Origin of the sequence: Aureitalea marina (assembly GCF_002943755.1) — a bacterium.
Lineage (GTDB): Bacteria > Bacteroidota > Bacteroidia > Flavobacteriales > Flavobacteriaceae > Aureitalea > Aureitalea marina.
The window spans coordinates 2,549,925-2,570,551 of sequence record NZ_MQUB01000001.1; the positions used below are offsets into that span (position 1 = coordinate 2,549,925).

The window sequence follows — 20,627 nt, forward strand, 5'->3', positions numbered from 1 at the left end:
TGCCGAAAGTATGTTCCACGTGAAACAGTAAGAGTTTAAAATTTATGTTCCACAAAGAATATGATGTAGTAGTAGTTGGAGGGGGGCACGCTGGTTCTGAGGCGGCTGCGGCTGCGGCCAATATGGGTTCCAAAACATTGCTTGTAACCATGAATTTGCAAAACATTGCACAGATGTCTTGCAACCCTGCTATGGGCGGAATAGCTAAAGGACAAATTGTAAGGGAGATTGATGCACTCGGAGGATATAGCGGGATAGTATCGGACAAGACAGCGATTCAGTTTAAGATGCTGAATAAATCCAAGGGGCCGGCTATGTGGAGCCCAAGGGTCCAAAGCGACAGAATGCGTTTTGCCGAGAGCTGGCGTTTAATGCTGGAGGCTACTCCTAATTTGGACTTTTATCAGGAGATGGTCCAAGGATTGATCATTGAGGGAGACAAAATCAGGGGCGTCAGAACATCGCTTGGATTAGAGATAAGGGCGAAGTCTGTGGTCCTGACTAACGGTACTTTCTTAAACGGCTTGATCCATATTGGTGAAAAGAATTTTGGAGGAGGACGCGCTGGAGAAAGAGCTGCCACTGGGATTACCTCCGAACTTGTCGCCTTAGGATTCGATTCGGGCCGGATGAAAACAGGAACGCCACCTCGAGTTGACGGGCGCTCGCTTGATTTTAGTAAGATGGTTCCTCAGCCCGGAGATGAGGATCCAGCAAAGTTTTCATACCTGGACGACACAAAACCCCTAACTGAACAGAGAGATTGCCACATGAGCTATACCAGTCTGGAAGTTCATGATTTGCTACGGGAGGGATTTGATCGCTCTCCTATGTTCAATGGAGCCATTCAGAGTGTGGGCCCACGTTATTGCCCTTCTATAGAGGATAAGATTCATCGATTTGCTGATAAGGAAAGGCATCAACTCTTTGTTGAGCCAGAAGGATGGGATACTGTGGAGTACTATATCAATGGATTTTCTACCTCGTTACCCGAAGATGTGCAGTATAAGGCGTTAAAGGCTTGTGCGGGGTTTGAGCATGTGAAATTCTTCCGCCCAGGTTACGCGATAGAATACGATTATTTTCCACCAACTCAGCTGAAGCATACTCTTGAGACAAAATTGGTAGAAGGACTTTACTTTGCGGGCCAGATCAATGGTACTACGGGTTATGAAGAAGCCGCCTCTCAAGGCTTAATGGCTGGTATAAACGCACATCTGAAGTTAAATGAGCGCGATCCATTGGTTTTAAAACGCGATCAGGCCTATATAGGAGTGCTTATAGACGACCTGATCACGAAGGGGACAGAAGAGCCGTACCGTATGTTCACTAGCCGGGCAGAGTACAGAACGCTCCTTAGGCAGGATAATGCGGATTTTAGGCTAACACCGCTAAGCCACGAATTAGGCCTCGCTTCTGATGCTCGAATGGAAAAAATGGAGCAAAAACAGTCAGGGTCTGAAAATTTTGTGCGCTTTTTCAAGAAAACAAGTGTTCTGCCTGAAGAAATAAACCCAATTTTAGAAGAAAAAGGGTCGGCTTTGGTCTCGCAAAGTGACAAAATGTTCAAATTATTCGCTAGGCCGAAGCTGAATATGCAGGATATGCGAAGAATTAAAGAGGTAGAGGGCTATATCCAAGACAACGAATTGGACCAGGAAGTTCTCGAACAAACGGAAATTCAGGTAAAATATGCGGGCTACATAGAAAAGGAGCGGCAAAATGCGGATAAGTTACAGCGCTTAGAAGGCATACGGATACCGGATAACTTCAATTATGATCAGCTGAAATCACTTTCTTATGAGGCTAGGGAAAAGTTAAAGGAAATTCAACCTACCAGCATCTCTCAGGCTTCCCGAATTAGTGGAGTTTCACCCAACGATATCTCGGTAATGCTGGTGTATATGGGCCGTTAGTCCAAGATTTATGGCAGTTGTTCCACGTGAAACATTCCAAAAGACCTGGCCAGATACGGTATCGGATCATATGGTGAGCCAGGAAGTATTCCAACTCAGGTATGAGGCCCGGTGGGATCTGCTGCGCACTGAACCGGTTCCGACACCAGACAGGCTTTCTTCTTATTATCAGAGTGGCGAGTATCTATCACATAAAGACGAGGACACCTCCTTGTTTGGGCGTGTTTACATGATGCTTCGCAAGTGGTCTATCAAACAAAAATACAAACGTATTTCAGCTCTTGGTGGCAGCTCGAAGCGGTTGCTAGATATAGGATGTGGCACAGGAGACTTTCTTTATTTCGCCAATCGGTCGGGTTGGAACGCAACAGGGGTAGAACCGGATAGTGGTGCTCGTTCATTGGCGCTTGACAAATCATTGGATGTTCGTTCTCAGTGGGCAGATCTCGATGAGCCCAAATACGATGTGATCACCATGTGGCATGTGCTGGAGCATATTCCGGAGTTGGAGGCTTGTTGTAAGAAGCTCGTAGATCTGTTGAAACCTGGAGGAACTTTGATCATTGCCGTGCCGAATTATCGGTCCTGGGATGCTGTTCATTATGGGCCTCATTGGGCCGCATATGATGTCCCCCGACACCTCTGGCATTTCTCCAAAAACAGTTTTGGTCTTCTCTTTCAAGACTCGCTCTCACTGGATGATAATTCACCCATGTATTTGGATCCATTTTATGTTGCGTTGTTATCCGAACGGTATCGTGGGAATAGAATGATATGGGTCAGAGCAGTGATTAGTGGATTACGCTCCATAATCTTTGGATGGAGAAAAGGCGAGCACTCTTCCCATATATATACTCTGACCAAGCCGAAGATGCAGAATAAGCCCCTCTAAGGCCGCGAACAACCCGTTTGGACTCCTAGGGTGTAACAAGGTAAATACGGGCTAAATGCCCTAGTAATTGAGCTCAAAATTAATCGAACATATCAATTACACTTAAAAAACCAATAAGTTTTGCTTATACCGTTGCGGGTCTGTGGATAAGCTTGGTCAATTGTATGCTGAGGTCGGTAAAGACCAATCGACTGTTCCCATTTCGTTCCAAATGGAAATAGGCTTTCTCTAGTGCATCGCGAATATCTTCAATATTGTTCTGATGAATAAAGGGAGCAAACTTATCCAGTTGGAAAGAAGTTTTGACGGCTCTATGGTAAACTAATTCTGAAGCGCCATAATTCTGTAGCAAGGCTTGTCGAAAGAGTTCAAGACAATAGAGTACGAATTTCTTTTGTGTTTCGCGCCCTTCGGTGGCCATTCCCTCACTCCACTGGATCAACTCGTTTATGACTTGCTTGTCCTTTTTCGCTCGGTAGGCCGATCGTACCCAGGTAACGAACCAGTCCTCAAAGAATTCGTCCTCACTATCGTGGGCTGCATAATGCATGGCTTTGCTGAGGTCCCCCTGAGCCTGCAGGCACAACCGCCTGGCCTGGGTCTCGTCCAACGAGAATCTTTTCTTTAATTCCTGGACCACGACGTGTTCAGACAGGGGAGGTATATTGAGGAATTGGCACCTGGACCGAATGGTGTTCAATATGCGTTCTGGGTTTTCGGCCATCATGATCAGTACCGTCTTCTCCGGTGGTTCCTCAACTAATTTCAAGATAGTGTTGGCACACTCCTGGTTCATGAATTCAGCCATCCAGATCAACATGATCTTAAATCCGCCTTCATATGATTTCAAGGACAACTTCCTGGAAATGGAAAGCGCCTCTTTCTTGATAATATTTCCTTGCTTATTCTCAATCCCCAATGATCTCAGCCAATCGAAGAGGGATCCGTAGGGTTGGTTCTCCACAAATGCTCGCCATTCTTCTGCAAAGTCGTCAGAGACCGCATCCTTTTTGATCTTATCATTGCTATTGACCGGATACACAAAGTGTAGATCGGGATGTGCAAAGTGGCGGATCTTACTTAAGCATTGTTCTTGTTCTGGGCTGCCTTCAGGGTAGCGGGCACAAAGGAGTTCAGAGGCATAAGCCAAAGCAACAGGGAGGAGACCACTCCCGGTTTTACCGCTTAACAATTGAGCATGGGCAATACGACCGTTGACGATGGTTTGCCTCAGGTGATTCACGATATTTTCCTGCCCGATTACCTCACTAAAACGCATAGGCAAAACTAATCAAATTAAGAAGAGCCTCCCAAGCCTAGCCATACCCAAATCAGTTATCTTTGTATTTCCTAAAATTGGAGCTCATGCAGACAATCGATCAATTTGATTTCAATCATAAAAAAGCACTTATTCGAGTAGATTTCAACGTTCCATTAAACGAACAGTTAGAAGTTACCGACACTACCCGTATCGAAGCAGCTAAACCTACCATCATCAAAGTCCTTGAGGATGGGGGCAGTTGTGTGCTCATGTCCCACTTGGGGCGCCCGAAAGGGAAAGAAGACAAGTTCTCTTTAAGCCATATTGTATCTACTGCCAGTGAGATCCTTGGTGTGAATGTAAAATTTGTAGCCGATTGTATCGGGCCGGAAGTGCAGGATGCTGTTGCTTCCTTAGAAGACGGTGAGATCTTGTTGCTGGAGAACCTTAGATTTTATGGAGAGGAGAAAGCCGGAGATACGAACTTCGCACAGCAATTGTCCAATTGGGGGATATATATATAAACGATGCTTTTGGTACGGCCCATAGGGCGCATGCTTCAACGGCTGTAATTGCCCAATTCTTTGAAGGTAAAAAATGCTTCGGATATTTACTGGCACGTGAGATCGAGAACGTGAATAAAGTACTCCAGGATAGTGAAAAACCTGTCACTGCGATTATTGGCGGCGCCAAGGTATCTTCCAAGATCACCATCATAGAGAACATATTGGATAAAGTGGACCACCTGATCATTGGCGGAGGAATGGCTTTCACATTTGTGAAGGCGCAAGGAGGAAAGATCGGGCAGTCCCTGGTAGAAGACGATAAGTTAGATCTGGCCCTGAGCATATTGACAAAGGCCAAGGAAAAAGGAGTGGAGTTTCATTTACCTACCGACACCCTAGCTGCTTCTGAGTTTTCTTCGACAGCGGAAACAGTTGTTCAACCCATAGACCAGATTGACGATGATCGAATGGGCCTGGACGCAGGACCGGATTCAAGAGCGAATTTCACAACAGTTATCATGAATTCTAAGACCATATTATGGAATGGTCCGGTAGGTGTTTTCGAAATGGAGAAATTCTCTGGCGGTACAATTGAGTTAGGAGAAGCTATAGCCCGTTCCACGGCTAACGGGGCATTCTCGTTAGTTGGAGGAGGTGACTCTGTCGCTGCAGCCAAACAGTTCGGACTATCCGACCAGATGAGTTATGTCTCTACTGGTGGAGGAGCGATGCTGGAGATGCTGGAAGGTAAGGTTCTGCCAGGAATCAAGGCGATTCTGGACTAGGCACTACAAGTTGTTATTGAAGAGTTAAATACCTGGAATTCCTTTCAATCCGGGCAGGAATCCTTATTTTTAGCCCGAATACTTTGCTTGCCCAGCATGAGACGATACGCGAACTTGGCCTTATTTCTGCTCCTTTCAGGAGTTTTATTTTCCCAGGATACCCTGGTTGTTGATTCCCTCAGACCACAGGAATTTACCATCATCGATTCGGTACTGGTTCAAACCTTAGACGGAGATGTACCCGTGGAACAATGGACGGTTAATCGCAGGGATACCCTAATGTTTCAGCTACAGGATGATCCCTTGGCCCAGCAGATCGATAGTGTTTGGCTTAACGAGTTGTATACCAACGAATTATTTGAGGAGATCTATGGTTCCATAACCCAAATGGAGTTTAACGAGGAGGAACCCCTGGAGCCTTATGAAGAGCTGCCAACCGAACTACTGAAACAGCGGTTGGAAGAACTCAATGCACGTACACCCTTCAATATTGAATACAACCCTTCTTTAGAACAGGTAATCCGAAGATATTTGAAGAATAGAAGAAAGACCATGGCCAGACTGATGGCCTTGAGTGATTACTATTTTCCGATGTTCGAGGAGACCTTGGATCGCTATGATCTACCCCTGGAGATGAAATACCTGGCAGTGGTGGAGTCTGCCCTGAATCCTAGGGCCCGATCACGTGTTGGAGCCAAAGGTCTTTGGCAGTTCATGTTCAGCACAGGTAAGTTGTTTGACCTCAGTGTTAGTTCATACGTGGACGAGCGCAACGATCCTATTCGAGCGACTGAAGCTGCGAGTCAATACCTAAAAAGCCTGTACGAAAATCTAGGCGATTGGGACCTCGCCCTGGCAGCTTACAACTCCGGTCCCGGTAATGTTTCCAAAGCTATCCGCCGCTCAGGAGGACACACAAACTACTGGAATATCAGGTCTCATTTACCTAGAGAGACTGCAGGATACGTCCCGGCCTTCCAAGCGACCATGTACATTTTTGAATATGCAGAGGAGCACGGCTTCAAAAGTAACGGGCCAAGCATACCTTATATAGCTACAGACACAGTTAGGGTTAAAAAGATGATCACCCTTGAACAAGTAGCTGTTGTCACCAATATGGACGTGGCCGAATTGGAATTATTGAACCCATCGTATAAACTGGGTATCATCCCGGTGATCGATGGGAAAGATTATACCCTGCGCCTACCTGTGTATGCCATAGGACGCTTTGTGCAAAATGAAGAGGCTATTTATGCCTATGCCGAAGCCGAATTCAATAAACGAGAAAAGCCGTTACCCCGATATTATGATCAGAACGATAGGATAAGATACCGGGTTCGCAGCGGAGATTACCTCGGCAGGATCGCTAGTCGTTACGGAGTGAGTGTTCGGCAGATCAAGAACTGGAACGGCCTTAAAAGTAATAATATTCGGGTCGGTCAGCGGCTGACCATTTATCCCCGAAAGTTCGATGAGCAAGTCCCTGCAACCAAAGCTACGGCGACTGCTAAAGCAGATTCCGGTTCGGGCTCGGACACCTACACCGTTAAAAGCGGGGACTCATTGTGGAGTATTTCTCAAAAATTTCCTGGAGTTTCTGTAGACAACATTAAAAAGTGGAACGATATTAGCGGTACTAAGCTAAAACCCGGCATGAAGCTCAAAATTCACAAAGGGTAGTTTAATAAGCAACTATGGTCTTTAGAAACTTCACATTAGCATGCCTGGCGATCGGGATGATGCTGTCCTGCGAGTCGTCAGGTAAACGCGACACCTCCTTTCTCCAGGATTCTGTTGGAAACATCAATTCACTTCAAGTCGTTATGACCGACGCCCTCTGGAATGGGGAAGTTGGCGAGGAAGTCCGAAATTATCTGGCGGCACCAACCGATGGGTTACCCCAAGAGGAACCGCTTTATGCCATGAATCAAATGGCTCCTGAGATCTTCACTGATTTTGCCAGGATCAACCGTACCTTTTTACGAGTGGACCTGGGAGACACGGATACGGTGATGATCAAGAAAAGTGTATATGCGAAACCTCAAACCGGTGTGTTCATCACCGGGACATCAGAGCAAAAGCTAATTGAATTGATTCGAGAGAATCAGGAAAGGATAATAGCCGCTTTCTATATTACCGAGATCAAGGAAAAGCAAAAGCGAATAAGGATCTCTAAACTAGACATCGATTCTCTCCAACAACGGTTTGGTCTTTCACTCGATGTTTCTTCAGCCTACAGGATTGCTCAATCCAATGAGGATTTTTACTGGATTCGTAAGGACCTGAAGTCTTCCGGTAGTACCAACATTTTAGTCTATGAGGTGCCCTTGGATTACATTGGTCAGGACAGTACCCTCATTACTGATATCATCCGGATGCGTGATTCCATAGGAGGATCCTACCTACCGGTAGAAGACGATGGCCGTTTCATTACAGAGGCCGCTTATGCGCCTTTGTTATTCTCTACCACCCTGGACGGTCGCTTTGCATATCAGACCAAGGGGACTTGGGAGGTGAAGGACCAATACATGGCAGGTCCGTTTGTGAATTATGCCGTGAGAGATGAGGCCAAGAACAGATACCTCATTATTGAAGGATTTACCTATGCCCCTTCCATGCGAAAGAGAAATTTGCAGTTTGAGTTAGAAGCCATAATTCAATCGGCCAAGATTGAATAGAAATAGAAAAACCCGCTCAATGAGCGGGTTTTTTATGGGTAGAAGAACGACTAGTTCTGTTCGTCCAGTTTCTTGTCTTCCGGGTCTTCTTTGGAAGCATCTTTAAATTCTTTGATACCGCTTCCCAATCCGCGCATCAATTCCGGGATCTTTCGACCTCCAAATAGTAGAAGAACAATAACTACGATAAGAACGATTTGCCAGGGTCCGATGGCCAAAGGGAGAATAAGTGCGTTCATATTATACTTGTTTGATAGGCAAATGTAAGGAGAATTCCTCATATAGCGGGCTTTTAAGAAGGACATTAAACGCAAGCCGCCCATTGTTTTATATTTGTATCAGACAAGGCGACACCTATGGAAATCAAGGAGAGAAGAGGGAAGAAGATCAAGAAGAAGCTACTGAATAAGTATCGCCTGGTAGTACTGAACGAAGACACTTTTGAAGAACGATTCTCGTTTAAACTTAACCGGCTCAATGTCTTTGTTTTTAGTACGATTTTCGCCGTACTGCTCATTGGATCTACCATACTTTTAATTGCCTTTACCCCGCTTAGGGAATACATCCCAGGGTACTCTTCAACCTCCTTGAAGAAGCAAGCCAACGAGCTGACCTATCGAGCAGACTCTTTGCAACGATCCATGGAATTGAACGAACAATACATTGCCTCCATACGCAGTGTTTTGACCGGTGATGTCTCTAGTTCAGATCTGGACAAAGATTCACTGCTTCAGTCAATTCAAGCCGAAATAGATGCACGTTCTTTATCTCCTTCCAGAGAGGATTCACTGCTGCGGGACATTGTTGCGAGGGAAGATCGGTATAATCCTTTGTTAGAAGATAACGAGGTGAACTTTGCTCTTTTTACCCCAGTCAATGGAACGGTGACCGCGACCTATGACCTGGAGGCCAAACACTATGCCGTAGATATAGCAACGTCAAAAGGGGCTCCAGTAAAGGCCGTTGCGGAAGGAGTAGTCATTTTTGCTGAATGGACTGCACAAACAGGCTTTGTCATGATCATCCGACATCCAAATGATCTGATCTCCGTCTACAAACACAATGAATCCTTGACCAAGGGTCAGGGAGACCTGGTCAAGGGAGGTGAAGTAATTGCCACCGTTGGTAATACAGGAGAATTCACTACCGGGCCCCATCTTCACTTCGAGCTTTGGAGCGATGGATATCCGATCAATCCACAAACCGTAATCAATTTTGAGTAATCCATGATGTCACTCAAGGCTTTAGGCGCTAAGATCTTTGCCCGAAACGTCAAACGGAAAATGGACAAGTGGTCCAGCAGACCGCGGGAAACACAACTACGCGTTTTACGAGAGTTGGTTGCCGATGCAAGGAACACATCCTTTGGCCAAGATCATCACTTTGATCAGATCGGCTCGCCTACAGATTTTTCAAATCGGGTACCCATAAGGGACTATGAGGCACTGAGAACTTATGTGGACCGGATGGTAGAAGGAGAGGCTGATGTGCTTTGGCCAGGAAGACCGCTGTACTATGCCAAAACCTCCGGAACTACTTCTGGGGCCAAGTACATTCCTATCAGCAAACAATCCATGCCATACCATATTAAAGCTGCCCGAAATGCCATCCTGAGCTATGTGGCCGAAACGGGCAATACGGATTTTGTTGACGGTAAAATGATCTTTTTACAAGGAAGTCCGGAAATGACCACTAAAAATGGGGTGCAATTGGGAAGACTTTCAGGTATAGTGGCTCATTATGTTCCAGGTTATCTGCAGCGTAACCGCATGCCAAGTTGGGAGACCAACTGCATATCCGATTGGGAGGAAAAAGTGGATGCAATCGTGGAGGAAACCAAGGTTGAGGATATGCGAGTGATCAGTGGAATACCCTCCTGGATCCAAATGTACTTTGAACGCCTGATCGACTCTACGGGTAAACAGGTAGGAGAGCTATTTCCAAGGTTCTCCCTCTTCATTTATGGAGGGGTAAATTATGAGCCCTACAGAAAGAAATTGGAAGGTCTTATTGGCCGGTCAGTAGATAGCATTGAACTCTATCCGGCTAGCGAGGGCTTTTTTGCCTTTCAGGACAGCCAGAAGGATAAGGGCATGCTACTTCAATTGGATGCTGGGATTTTTTACGAATTTATTCCGGCCGACAAATTCTTTGAACAAGATCCTCCCCGCTATCCGGTTTACGAGGTGCAGACCGGGGTCAACTATGTGATGATCATATCAACCAATGCTGGGCTTTGGGGATACAATTTAGGCGACACAGTCATGTTCACATCGACCAAACCATACCGCGTTGTAGTTACAGGCAGGATCAAACATTTTATCTCAGCCTTCGGAGAACATGTCATTGGGAAGGAAGTGGAAACGGCTATGGAACTGGCCCAAAAGGAATTTGATTGCGTGGTCTCAGAATTCACTGTAGCACCACAGGTCACTCCCTCGGCCGATGAGCTTCCTTATCATGAGTGGCTGATCGAATGGGAGAGCAGTCCGCAGAATCCGGCTCAACTTGCTGCATTTCTGGACCAGCAGATGCAACATCAGAATGCCTATTACTTTGACCTGATCCAGGGCGCTATTCTTCAGCCCCTAAAGATCACCGATATACCCAAGGATGGATTTAACAACTTCATGAAATCCCAGGGAAAGTTGGGAGGTCAGAATAAGATCCCTCGATTGTCTAACGACCGCAAGATTGCTAACCAAATCTTAAACTCCGACGGATAAATTCCGCTTATCTTTGGTCGGATGACCGCCCTGACAAGACATACCAGAACCAGAGCCCAGGAAAGTAGTGGAGCCATTGAACGCATATACATAACCATGCGTCACTTGCTCAATCAAGGTTACTACCAACCCATGGGTCCGGCCGGCGAATCCCTCCGCGAGTCCCTGCTGGTTTTAAGACCTGAGATCTATGGCAGTATAGCCGAAGAAAAGATCGAGTTACGAGGCTTGCTGTACGTGATAGACCGATTGCCGTTTGGGATAGAGGAATGCCGTTATATCAACCTGACCAGCGACGAAGGTTACCAGGGTACTCATTTCGAATCTATTATCCCAAAAAAGCGCCGCCGAAATTGCTATCGCATAGACGATGAGCAAATGAATATCGAAATTACCCGGGGACGAAGTGAGATCTACGATATACTGACTCATCTGACCTTCCTCTACATTGAATCTCACAAGATCATGGAGCAGGTTATCGTTCATGAGGAGGGCACTTTGATACGGGATTGGATCAAATTAGAAGAAACAGTCTTACAGCAGGGTGATCCAAGCCAGGACCAATTGGAGATTGCCTTAACCCATACCGCGAATTTCCTGGGGCGCACTTATGAAGAGGTGGCGGACATCTACCCGGAATTTGCCTGTGAGGAGAACCCACACCGATTCCTTAACATCATTTATTACCTCGGCAAACTGGCCTTGGCCGAGATGAAGAACAATGAGCATCGCCTGATCACATTCACGGCAGTTCTTCGTGAGCGCCTGGGTCAACACATACACGGAGAGAAGTGGGCTCTGGATGTCAAGGCAAGCCTTTACGATCAGGGCATAATAGGCCGACCTTTGCATATCATCAGTGCCAATATGCATTCTGTGATGAATTCTCTGTTTGCAAGAAAAGCATTGGATAGTAGCTTTAAGAACAAGAGTGACCTGGAGGTCTACGAGGCGCTTTCACAGGATGACAATGGTCTATTGCGAGAAAAGGTTAGTAAACTAGCCCACAGTCATGGAATGACCTATCTGAAGGATGAAAGCGGCACAAATATCGATGTACAGCTTTTCGATACCGCCAAACTAGACGATTCGGTCGATCTAACAGAGGAAGATGCACCGGTTATCATTGTGATGGATTATGCATTTGGTGAGCAGGCCTATGAAACTATGGATGAGTTGCTTAAACCATATCCCCTGGATGGCGAGCTCATCCGATTGGATGTGGAATCGATCTCCATTATGGGGAAGGCCGGTATTCTGAGTGGTGGTAAAGGGGATATCATGATTCCATCTGCCCATTTATTTGAAGGAACGGCAGACAACTACCCTTTTATAAATCGCTTGAAGAAATCCGACTTTGAGGAGGAAGGCATACACGTTGAGACTGGTGCCATGATCACTGTATTGGGTACTTCCCTTCAAAATAGGGATGTGTTGCAGTTCTTCCACGAATCGACCTGGAATGTGATCGGTCTGGAAATGGAGGGGGCGCATTATCAAAAGGCCATCCAGGCAGCTTCTATGATACGAGGAAGTATTAGCCCTGAAGTGGAGATCCGTTATGCGTACTATGCCAGTGACAACCCGCTGGAGTCCGGAAGCACCTTGGCATCAGGTGGTTTGGGAACTTCGGGTGTATTTCCGACCTACAGTATTACACAAAAGATTTTAAACGTAATTTTGTCCCGATAAATCAAGATTTTGAAAAATAAGACCGTACTAATTACGGGCGGGGCCGGTTTCATCGGCTCCAACTACGCCCACATGATCATACAGGATCCGGATGTGCATATAGTCATCCTGGATAAGCTGACCTACGCAGGAGACCTGAGAAATTTACAGTCGCTGGAAGGACACCCCAGGTTGGATTTCGTTGAAGGCGATATTTGTGATGAAGCCTTGGTCAAAGACCTCTTTGAAAAGTATCAATTTGATCAAGTCGTTCATTTTGCTGCAGAATCCCATGTTGATAATTCCATAACTGGACCTGCTGAGTTTATTCGCACCAATATTGTAGGGACATTTACCTTGATCCATCGCGCCTATTTGACCTGGATGGAGGGTCCATTCCATTTAAAAGAAGCATTTGATCACGCCAGATTCCTCCATGTATCTACAGATGAGGTATATGGCTCACTCGGGCCTACTGGTTTGTTCACCGAAGAGACAGCTTATGCTCCGAATAGTCCCTACAGCGCGTCCAAGGCTTCCTCAGATTTCGTAGTGAGGAGTTATTTTCACACCTATGGCATGCCGGTGGTAACCACCAACTGTTCTAACAATTACGGGCCCCATCAACACAAGGAAAAGTTGATTCCCACTATTATCCGATCGGCTATTGGCGGACAGCCTATCCCTATCTACGGTGATGGAAAGAATGTAAGGGATTGGCTCTATGTAGGTGATCATTGCGAAGGCATCAAACTGGCTATCGACAAAGGGCGAACCGGAGAAACTTACAATATAGGTGGCCATAACGAAAGGGAGAATATCTATATCGCCCATACCATCTGTGATCTGCTAGATGAACTTCATCCTGCGCAGAGCAGTTATAGAGATCAGATCACTTATGTGAACGACAGGCCCGGCCATGATTTTAGATATGCGATCGACCCGGACAAAATAGTCAACGAATTGGGCTGGAAGGCCCAAGAGAACTTCGAATCCGGAATCCGTAAAACGGTACAATGGTACCTGGACAACACAGATAGATTATGAAGGGAATAATCCTTGCCGGAGGTTCTGGCACCCGACTCCACCCATTGACCATTGCCGTCAGTAAACAGCTGATGCCGGTCTATGACAAACCCATGATCTATTATCCCTTGTCTACCCTTATGTACTCAGGTATTCGGGAGATACTGATCATATCGACCCCTCAGGATTTGCCACTGTTCCGTAAATTGTTGGGAACAGGGGAACAGTTGGGTTGCCGCTTTGAGTATGCGGTACAGGAAAATCCCAATGGTTTGGCGGAGGCCTTCATCATCGGGGACTCCTTTGTAGGCTCGGACAAGGTTGCTTTGATCTTGGGGGACAATATCTTTTATGGTTCCGGCCTGAGCGCAAAATTACAAGACAACAGTAACCCGGAAGGCGGGATAATCTATGCCTATCACGTAAACGACCCGGAGCGATATGGAGTGGTTGAATTTGATGGTAATGGCAAGGCCTTGTCCATTGAGGAGAAACCGGCCCATCCTAAATCGAATTACGCTGTACCTGGGATTTACTTTTACGATAACCAGGTTATTGATATTGCCAAGAATATCGAGCCCAGTGCTCGAGGAGAACTGGAGATCACTGACGTGAACAATGTCTATTTGCAAAAAGGCGAGCTTGGGGTTAGCATCCTGGATAAAGGAACAGCCTGGCTGGATACAGGAACTTTTTCTTCGCTGATGCAGGCATCCCAATTTGTTCAAGTGATCGAAGAACGGCAAGGACTTAAAATTGGAGCCATTGAAGAGGCGGCTTACCGAATGGGCTTTATAGACCGTGAAACGCTACATAAATTGGCGCAGCCGCTGTTAAAAAGCGGTTATGGCCAACATCTATTACAACTGGATTAAATTGGAACGGATAGAAACCCCTTTAGCCGGTAGTTTTATCATTCGGCCGCGTGTTTTTGAGGACGAAAGAGGCATATTCTGCGAGACCTTTAAAGACGATAAATTCAAAGAATTTTCCGGGATCGACCGCCCATTTGTGCAAGACAACCAATCTGCCTCCACTTACGGTGTTCTGAGGGGTCTGCATTTTCAGCGCGGTGAAATGAGCCAATCCAAACTAGTAAGGGCTGTAGTAGGAGAGGTGCTGGACGTTATTGTGGACATACGCAGGGATTCACCCACTTTCGGTCAAAGCTTTTCGGTTCGATTATCCGATAAGAATCATCTTCAATTGTACGTACCAAGAGGGTTTGCCCATGGTTTTGTCACTCTTTCTCCCAGGTCCGTATTCGCCTACAAGTGCGATAATTATTATGATAAATCTTCCGAGGGAGGCATCATATACAATGATCCGGAATTAGCCTTGGATTGGGAATTGGATGCCTCAGAGCTGATCATTTCAGAAAAGGACTTACTATTGCCCAAATTTCAGGACGCATCATTATGAAGAAGGTTCTGGTAACCGGTTCACAAGGACAGCTAGGGCATTGTATTCGCGAGATAGCAGCGGATTATCCACAATTGAATTTTGTGTTCACCGACAAAGATGAACTGGATATTACCGACTCCACAGCTGTTGCTCAATTCCTTGCCTCGAAAAAATTTGATTATTGTATCAATGCGGCCGCTTACACCCTTGTGGAACAAGCAGAGGAGGATGAAGAAACGGCCTATCTGGTGAATGCTAAAGCGGCGGGGATCTTAGCCGGGGAATGTGACCGATCAGATTGCGTATTGATTCACATCTCTACCGACTACGTATTTGATGGCAAAAAGACATTGCCCTATACAGAGGATGATCCGACCGCTCCATTGAGTGTTTATGGAGCTTCTAAGTTGGCCGGAGAGCGATTGGTTCAGAAGAATTGCCGCAAGCACTTTATTTTCAGAACTTCCTGGCTGTATTCTTTATACGGCCACAATTTTTTACTTTCCATTAGTAAATGGTTGGCAGAGGGCCGATCCCTGAATATCACAACGGAGCAAACAGGCACTCCAACAAATGCCCACGAGTTGTCATCGAAAGTACTGGGACTTATATCTGGTCAGAATCAAGCCTATGGACTATATCACCTAAGTAACGAAGGAGAGGCCACATGGTATGATTTTGCCCGTCAGATAGCCATCAATACAGCTGGTGTTGATTCCAGCCTGATCGGATCGGTGGACCACTATCCAACCAAGGCCAGACGGCCGGATTACAGTGTGCTCAGTAATGAACGGGCCAAAAATGCCCTGAATATGGTCATGGACCCTTGGGAAGTCAGCCTTCAGAAACTGCTGGAAAGATAAGGTCCTTGTCACTTTCAGGATCGGTCAGGATGTTGCCCATACTCAGCTGGGCCATACGCAACCTTTCCTTGGATTATCCTTCTAATGTAAACAAGGTTCTTAAATCGTCGAATTCCTGTTGTATTTCATGGTTTAAGCCATTAAAAATGTACTTTTGCAGCGTTGTCAATTAGCCTGTTAAGAGTGGGAGCTAATGGGTTCTCACAACAGCATTGGAAACCAAAAACTAAACAATCTACTATGAGTACACACGATCAATCGAGTGGCGAAATGGACTTGGGGGCAATTTTTGATCTAATCAGAAAAGGATTCCTAAGCCTGGTCCGAGAGTGCTTCGAGGCAGTTGGTTTTGTATTGAAAAGATGGTGGATCATCTTGCTTCTTATCGGAGCAGGAGTTGCTCTGGGACTTTGGAACAAGCCAGAACCGACCTATACTGCATCGGTCATTGTTAAGACCAATTTTGGCACTCAACCCATTGTATACAACACAGTTAGCCAGATCAGTTCCAATCTCTATAATTCGGAGTTCCTTAGGAAAAATGAGGTGGATACAGCATCCTTTTCGGTAATGGATGTTCAGATCAAACCTGCCGTGAACGTCCTGGAGTTGATGTCCAAGATGGAGAATACCAATAGCAGGAATTTTGAGGTCATACTTCGGAACCTGGAAGTTAGTGATGAGGTCAATGTGATGGCAAGTGGGCAGTTCCTGGCCAGTTACGACTACCACACCATGGAGATCAGTTTGGGAAGAGAGAACGCCTATGATGATGTGGAAAAGATCATCGAGATCATCAACAATAACGAGTTGATCCAACGACTAGCTGTGCAGGAGATCAAGGGGATGGAGACCAAGATCAATCGGTTGGATTCGACCATAGCCCAGATCGACTTTATTTTGGATCAGTATATGGAGGTTGTCGGCATGGGCAATCAACAGATCGATAATCTGTCTTTTTACAACAGCCAGAATAACCTGAACATTAATGGGCTTATCACCAATAAGGCGGAATACTTCCTGGAGGTTGAACAACTCAAAGTGGACCTGGTAACATCTCAAATGGCCGTTGTCGCTGTAAGTAATGTCGAGTTTGCAGAGGTTTCCTCCTTGAGGGATAGAAAAGAGCTGCTCTATCCTGTTGCACTTGTGGGTATTTTCCTTTTACTGGCGTTTGGCCGATACCTGTATTTCATTCTTAAACGCCAGATCGACAAAGAACTGTCCTAATATACCATTGCACCAAAACCTATGTCACAAAAGACTGCACTAATAACTGGAGTTACAGGTCAAGACGGAGCCTACCTCAGCGAATTCCTACTGAAAAAGGGATATCTGGTTCACGGGATAAAACGCCGTTCCTCCTTATTCAATACAGACCGGATCGATCATTTGTATCAGGATCCTCATGTGGATGATCGAAATTTCTTTCTGCATTACGGGGACCTTACCGATAGCACAAACCTCTTGAGGATCATTCAGGAAGTACAGCCGGATGAGATCTACAACCTGGGGGCGATGAGTCATGTAAAGGTGTCTTTTGAAATGCCTGAGTATACGGCCAATACCGACGGACTTGGAGCACTGCGTATCCTGGAATCGGTTCGAGCTCTGGGACTGGAAAAGAAGACCAGGATATACCAAGCTTCTACTTCCGAGCTCTATGGGAAGGTTCAAGAGGTACCTCAGACCGAGGAAACACCATTCTACCCACGTAGCCCATACGCTGTTGCCAAGATGTATGCCTATTGGGCGACCGTCAATTACAGGGAAGCCTATGATATGTTCGCTTGTAATGGGATACTGTTCAATCACGAATCACCTATTCGGGGAGAAACTTTCGTAACCCGAAAGATCACCCGTGCTACCTCTCGAATTGCCTTGGGGCTGCAGGAAAAGATGTACCTGGGAAATCTCGATGCCAAACGGGATTGGGGCCACGCTAAGGATTATGTGAAGATGATGTGGATGATCCTTCAAGCCGATGAGGCCGAGGATTGGGTCATTGCCACAGGGACTACCACCACCGTTAGAGATTTTGTTAGAATGGCCTTCCAACACATTGGTGTTAACTTGGAATTCAAAGGAGAAGGAGTAGATGAGAAGGGGATAGTCATTGCCTCAGACAATCCGGATTACGCCCTGGAAGTTGGGAAGGAAGTGGTTGCAGTAGATGAAAAGTATTTCCGTCCAACCGAGGTCGATCTGCTGATCGGTGATGCCTCTAAAGCATATCGAAAACTGGGTTGGGAACCAAAATATCAGCTGAAGGACTTAGTAGACGACATGATGCAGAGCGACCTGAAACTAATGAAGAAGGATAGTTACTTGCGGGATGGTGGATATACCACCCTGAACTATTTTGAATAGATAATCCATGGACAAGAACGGGAAGATATTTGTAGCCGGCCACAGAGGACTGGTGGGCAGTGCTATTGTTAAGGACCTCAAGGCAAAGGGATATCAGAACATAATTACCCGTACACGCAGGGAACTTGATCTGACAGATCACCTGGCGGTGGCTGAGTTTTTTAAACAGGAAAAGCCTCAATATGTTTTTCTCGCAGCTGCCAAGGTAGGAGGGATCGTCGCCAATAATACCTATCGGGCAGATTTTCTCTATGAGAACCTGCAGATACAGAACAATGTGATCCACAATAGTTACCTCAACGGGGTGGAGAAGTTATTGTTCTTGGGGAGTACCTGTATCTACCCAAAAGAAGCCCCGCAACCCATGCCGGAGGACTCCCTTTTAACAGGTCCTCTGGAATACACCAACGAACCTTATGCGATCGCTAAGATCGCCGGGATTAAACTCTGTGAGAGTTATAACCTACAATATGGGACCAACTTCATTGCCGTTCAGCCCACCAACCTGTATGGTCTAAATGATAATTTCGATTTAGAAAAGTCCCACGTGCTTCCGGCATTGATCCGTAAGATGCATCTGGCCAAGTTATTATCAGAAGGGGATCATCAAGGAGTAATGACCGATTTAGGTGTAACAGATCATGTTGAAGCTCAGCAGATATTGGACCGATTTGGGGTCAGTGCTTCTTCGGTCGAAATATGGGGAAGCGGTAAACCAAGAAGAGAATTCTTGTGGAGTGACGACATGGCAAATGCCTGTGTATATGTGATGGAGAAGGTCGATTTTGCGAATGTATCTTCTGGCATGGATGATGTTCGAAATACCCATATCAACATAGGTACTGGTCAGGACATTTCCATCAGGGAATTAGCCGAACTCATACAAAGAATCGTCGGTTTTACAGGTGAGCTTAAATTCAACACTTCCAAACCAGACGGGACCATGAAGAAACTGACGGATTGTTCTAAGATCCATTCCTTGGGATGGAAGCACTCGGTCGAACTCGAGGAAGGCATACAACGCTTGTATGACTGGTATGTAAACTAAGAACCTCATATGCTTTTTAATTCGCTGGATTTTGCCTTGTTCTTTCCGGTAGTTTTTCTACTCTATTGGGCATTTTCTGGCAACATCAGGAGCAGGAATTTTTTCCTGACCCTGGCCAGTTATTTCTTTTATGGCTGGTGGGATTGGCGTTTCTTGTTCTTGATCGCAATTAGTTCTGCGGTCGATTTTCTGGTCGGTCGACGTCTGGACCAGGAAACCCAAAAGTACAAGAGACAACTACTGCTCTGGCTGAGTATTTCTGTCAATATAGGAGCGCTGGTTTACTTCAAATACGCCAACTTCTTTGTAGAGTCATTTGTATCTGCTTTCCGGCTTTTTGGAAAGGAAATCGAAGCTTCGACCCTGGATATTATTCTTCCAGTAGGAATTAGTTTTTACACCTTCCAGACCCTGAGTTATACCATCGATATTTATCGCAAAAAGATCCATCACACCAAAGACGCGGTGGCCTTTTTTGCCTTTGTGTCTTTTTTCCCACAGCTGGTTGCGGGACCAATTGAGCGGGCCTCCCATTTGCTGCCCCAATTCATGAAGAAACATCATTTTGACTACCAGGCCGTGCGGTCAGGGATGATACTGGTCTTTTTTGGTCTGTTCAAAAAGATGGTTGTGGCGGACAATGTAGCCATGGTTGTCAATCATGTTTACGAAGACCCCTCCTTGTTTGGAGGGTTGAGTGTGATTATCGCAACCCTTTGTTTTGCCATTCAGATCTATTGCGATTTTTCCGGCTATTCGGATATAGCTATCGGGCTGGCAAGGACCATGGGCTTTGACCTGATGAAGAACTTTGATAGCCCTTATTTTTCTCGCTCCATTACGGAGTTTTGGAGGAGGTGGCACATCTCACTCTCAACCTGGTTTCGGGATTATGTCTACATCCCATTGGGAGGTAGCAGGCATGGTAAAGGCAAAACCTACCTAAACCTGATGACGGTGTTCCTCGTCAGTGGATTGTGGCATGGTGCCGCCTGGACTTTTGTGATCTGGGGAGGAATACACGGTTGTATAATTGTGGCCGAAAAAGCATTGGGGAAACAGCTTCATCAACTAAAGGCCGGTTTTAAGTCTGTACGTCTTGGTTGGTTACATGCGACCAGTTCAGTAGTCCTGACATTTGCTATCGTTTTAGCGGCGTGGGTATTTTTCCGGGCGACCAATGTAGATCACGCTACCGCCATATTTGATCAATCCTGGAGATTTTACTTACAAGATTTTTCTGTCGATTGGTTCCCTGGATTGGATTTCTCTGACGACAAGTTCATCGCTATGGCGGTATTTGTGGTCGCACTAATGTTCTTTGAACTGTTCCACCGGGATTACGGATTTAGCCAGCGCTTGCTAAAAAGCCCGGTCTATGTCCGTTGGCCTTCCTACCTCCTGATCGTATTTGTGATCGTCATTTTTGGAGTGTATGGAGAAGATCAGATTTCTGAATTTATCTATTTTCAATTCTGATT

17 protein-coding genes and 1 pseudogene are annotated in these 20,627 nt (G+C 45.9%); 16 read left to right on the top strand and 2 right to left on the bottom strand.

Going from position 1 to position 20,627, the window contains the following annotated elements:
* Positions 1-44: 44 nt before the first annotated feature.
* Both mnmG and BST85_RS11665 read left to right on the top strand, forming a co-directional pair.
* On the top strand, positions 45-1,916 hold the full coding sequence (mnmG, locus tag BST85_RS11660; RefSeq protein ID WP_104813409.1) for a tRNA uridine-5-carboxymethylaminomethyl(34) synthesis enzyme MnmG: 1,872 nt from the start codon (positions 45-47) through the stop codon (positions 1,914-1,916).
* 10 nt (positions 1,917-1,926) lie between these two features.
* A complete protein-coding gene (locus BST85_RS11665) occupies positions 1,927-2,808 on the top strand; it encodes a class I SAM-dependent methyltransferase (protein ID WP_104813410.1) in 882 nt (293 codons plus the stop codon).
* A gap of 124 nt (positions 2,809-2,932) precedes the next feature.
* Here BST85_RS11665 and BST85_RS11670 read toward each other — a convergent pair whose 3' ends face one another.
* Complete coding sequence (locus tag BST85_RS11670; protein ID WP_104813411.1) at positions 2,933-4,087, bottom strand: DNA polymerase III subunit; 1,155 nt, start codon at positions 4,085-4,087, stop codon at positions 2,933-2,935.
* 86 nt (positions 4,088-4,173) lie between these two features.
* On the opposite strand from BST85_RS11670, the pseudogene BST85_RS11675 reads away from it, so the two are divergent.
* The 3 genes and pseudogenes from BST85_RS11675 (at position 4,174) to BST85_RS11685 (ending at position 8,038) form a co-directional block, all read left to right on the top strand.
* Positions 4,174-5,360, top strand: a pseudogene (locus BST85_RS11675) (phosphoglycerate kinase).
* Between the two features lie 96 nt (positions 5,361-5,456).
* On the top strand, positions 5,457-7,040 hold the full coding sequence (locus tag BST85_RS11680; RefSeq protein WP_104813412.1) for a lytic transglycosylase domain-containing protein: 1,584 nt from the start codon (positions 5,457-5,459) through the stop codon (positions 7,038-7,040).
* A gap of 14 nt (positions 7,041-7,054) precedes the next feature.
* Positions 7,055-8,038 (top strand): DUF4837 family protein, encoded by a 984-nt coding sequence (locus BST85_RS11685; protein WP_104813413.1) that lies wholly within the window; start codon positions 7,055-7,057, stop codon positions 8,036-8,038.
* Positions 8,039-8,088: 50 nt separating this feature from the next.
* Here BST85_RS11685 and tatA read toward each other — a convergent pair whose 3' ends face one another.
* The gene (gene tatA / locus BST85_RS11690) at positions 8,089-8,277 is read right to left on the bottom strand and encodes a twin-arginine translocase TatA/TatE family subunit (RefSeq protein ID WP_104813414.1); all 189 of its coding nucleotides are present in this window, start codon (positions 8,275-8,277) and stop codon (positions 8,089-8,091) included.
* A 117-nt stretch (positions 8,278-8,394) separates the two neighbouring features.
* On the opposite strand from tatA, the gene BST85_RS11695 reads away from it, so the two are divergent.
* The 11 genes from BST85_RS11695 to BST85_RS11745 all read left to right on the top strand — a co-directional run bounded on the left by BST85_RS11695 (position 8,395) and on the right by BST85_RS11745 (position 20,625).
* The gene (locus BST85_RS11695; RefSeq protein WP_104813415.1) at positions 8,395-9,261 is read left to right on the top strand and encodes a M23 family metallopeptidase; all 867 of its coding nucleotides are present in this window, start codon (positions 8,395-8,397) and stop codon (positions 9,259-9,261) included.
* 6 nt (positions 9,262-9,267) lie between these two features.
* Positions 9,268-10,764, top strand: a complete 1,497-nt coding sequence (locus BST85_RS11700; protein ID WP_104813416.1) for a GH3 family acyl-acid amido synthetase — start codon at positions 9,268-9,270, stop codon at positions 10,762-10,764.
* Positions 10,765-10,785: 21 nt separating this feature from the next.
* The gene (locus BST85_RS11705; protein WP_104813417.1) at positions 10,786-12,456 is read left to right on the top strand and encodes a DUF6909 family protein; all 1,671 of its coding nucleotides are present in this window, start codon (positions 10,786-10,788) and stop codon (positions 12,454-12,456) included.
* A 9-nt stretch (positions 12,457-12,465) separates the two neighbouring features.
* A complete protein-coding gene (gene rfbB, locus BST85_RS11710; RefSeq protein ID WP_281259715.1) occupies positions 12,466-13,482 on the top strand; it encodes a dTDP-glucose 4,6-dehydratase in 1,017 nt (338 codons plus the stop codon).
* On the top strand, positions 13,479-14,336 hold the full coding sequence (rfbA, locus tag BST85_RS11715; RefSeq protein WP_104813419.1) for a glucose-1-phosphate thymidylyltransferase RfbA: 858 nt from the start codon (positions 13,479-13,481) through the stop codon (positions 14,334-14,336). Before rfbB ends, rfbA begins: the two co-directional genes overlap by 4 nt.
* On the top strand, positions 14,308-14,883 hold the full coding sequence (gene rfbC, locus BST85_RS11720; RefSeq protein WP_104813420.1) for a dTDP-4-dehydrorhamnose 3,5-epimerase: 576 nt from the start codon (positions 14,308-14,310) through the stop codon (positions 14,881-14,883). The genes rfbA and rfbC overlap by 29 nt, the downstream gene beginning before the upstream one ends.
* A complete protein-coding gene (gene rfbD, locus BST85_RS11725; RefSeq protein WP_104813421.1) occupies positions 14,880-15,728 on the top strand; it encodes a dTDP-4-dehydrorhamnose reductase in 849 nt (282 codons plus the stop codon). The genes rfbC and rfbD overlap by 4 nt, the downstream gene beginning before the upstream one ends.
* A gap of 240 nt (positions 15,729-15,968) precedes the next feature.
* Positions 15,969-16,958: a YveK family protein gene (locus BST85_RS11730; protein ID WP_104813422.1), complete on the top strand. Its 990-nt coding sequence runs from the start codon at positions 15,969-15,971 to the stop codon at positions 16,956-16,958.
* Between the two features lie 21 nt (positions 16,959-16,979).
* Positions 16,980-18,098 carry a GDP-mannose 4,6-dehydratase gene (gmd, locus tag BST85_RS11735; RefSeq protein WP_104813423.1) on the top strand — a complete coding sequence of 373 codons (1,119 nt, stop codon included), beginning with the start codon at positions 16,980-16,982 and terminating at the stop codon, positions 18,096-18,098.
* Between the two features lie 7 nt (positions 18,099-18,105).
* Positions 18,106-19,146 carry a GDP-L-fucose synthase family protein gene (locus BST85_RS11740; RefSeq protein WP_104813424.1) on the top strand — a complete coding sequence of 347 codons (1,041 nt, stop codon included), beginning with the start codon at positions 18,106-18,108 and terminating at the stop codon, positions 19,144-19,146.
* A gap of 9 nt (positions 19,147-19,155) precedes the next feature.
* Entirely contained in the window at positions 19,156-20,625 is a 1,470-nt protein-coding gene (locus BST85_RS11745; protein WP_104813425.1) for an MBOAT family O-acyltransferase, read from the top strand.
* Positions 20,626-20,627 lie beyond the last annotated feature (2 nt).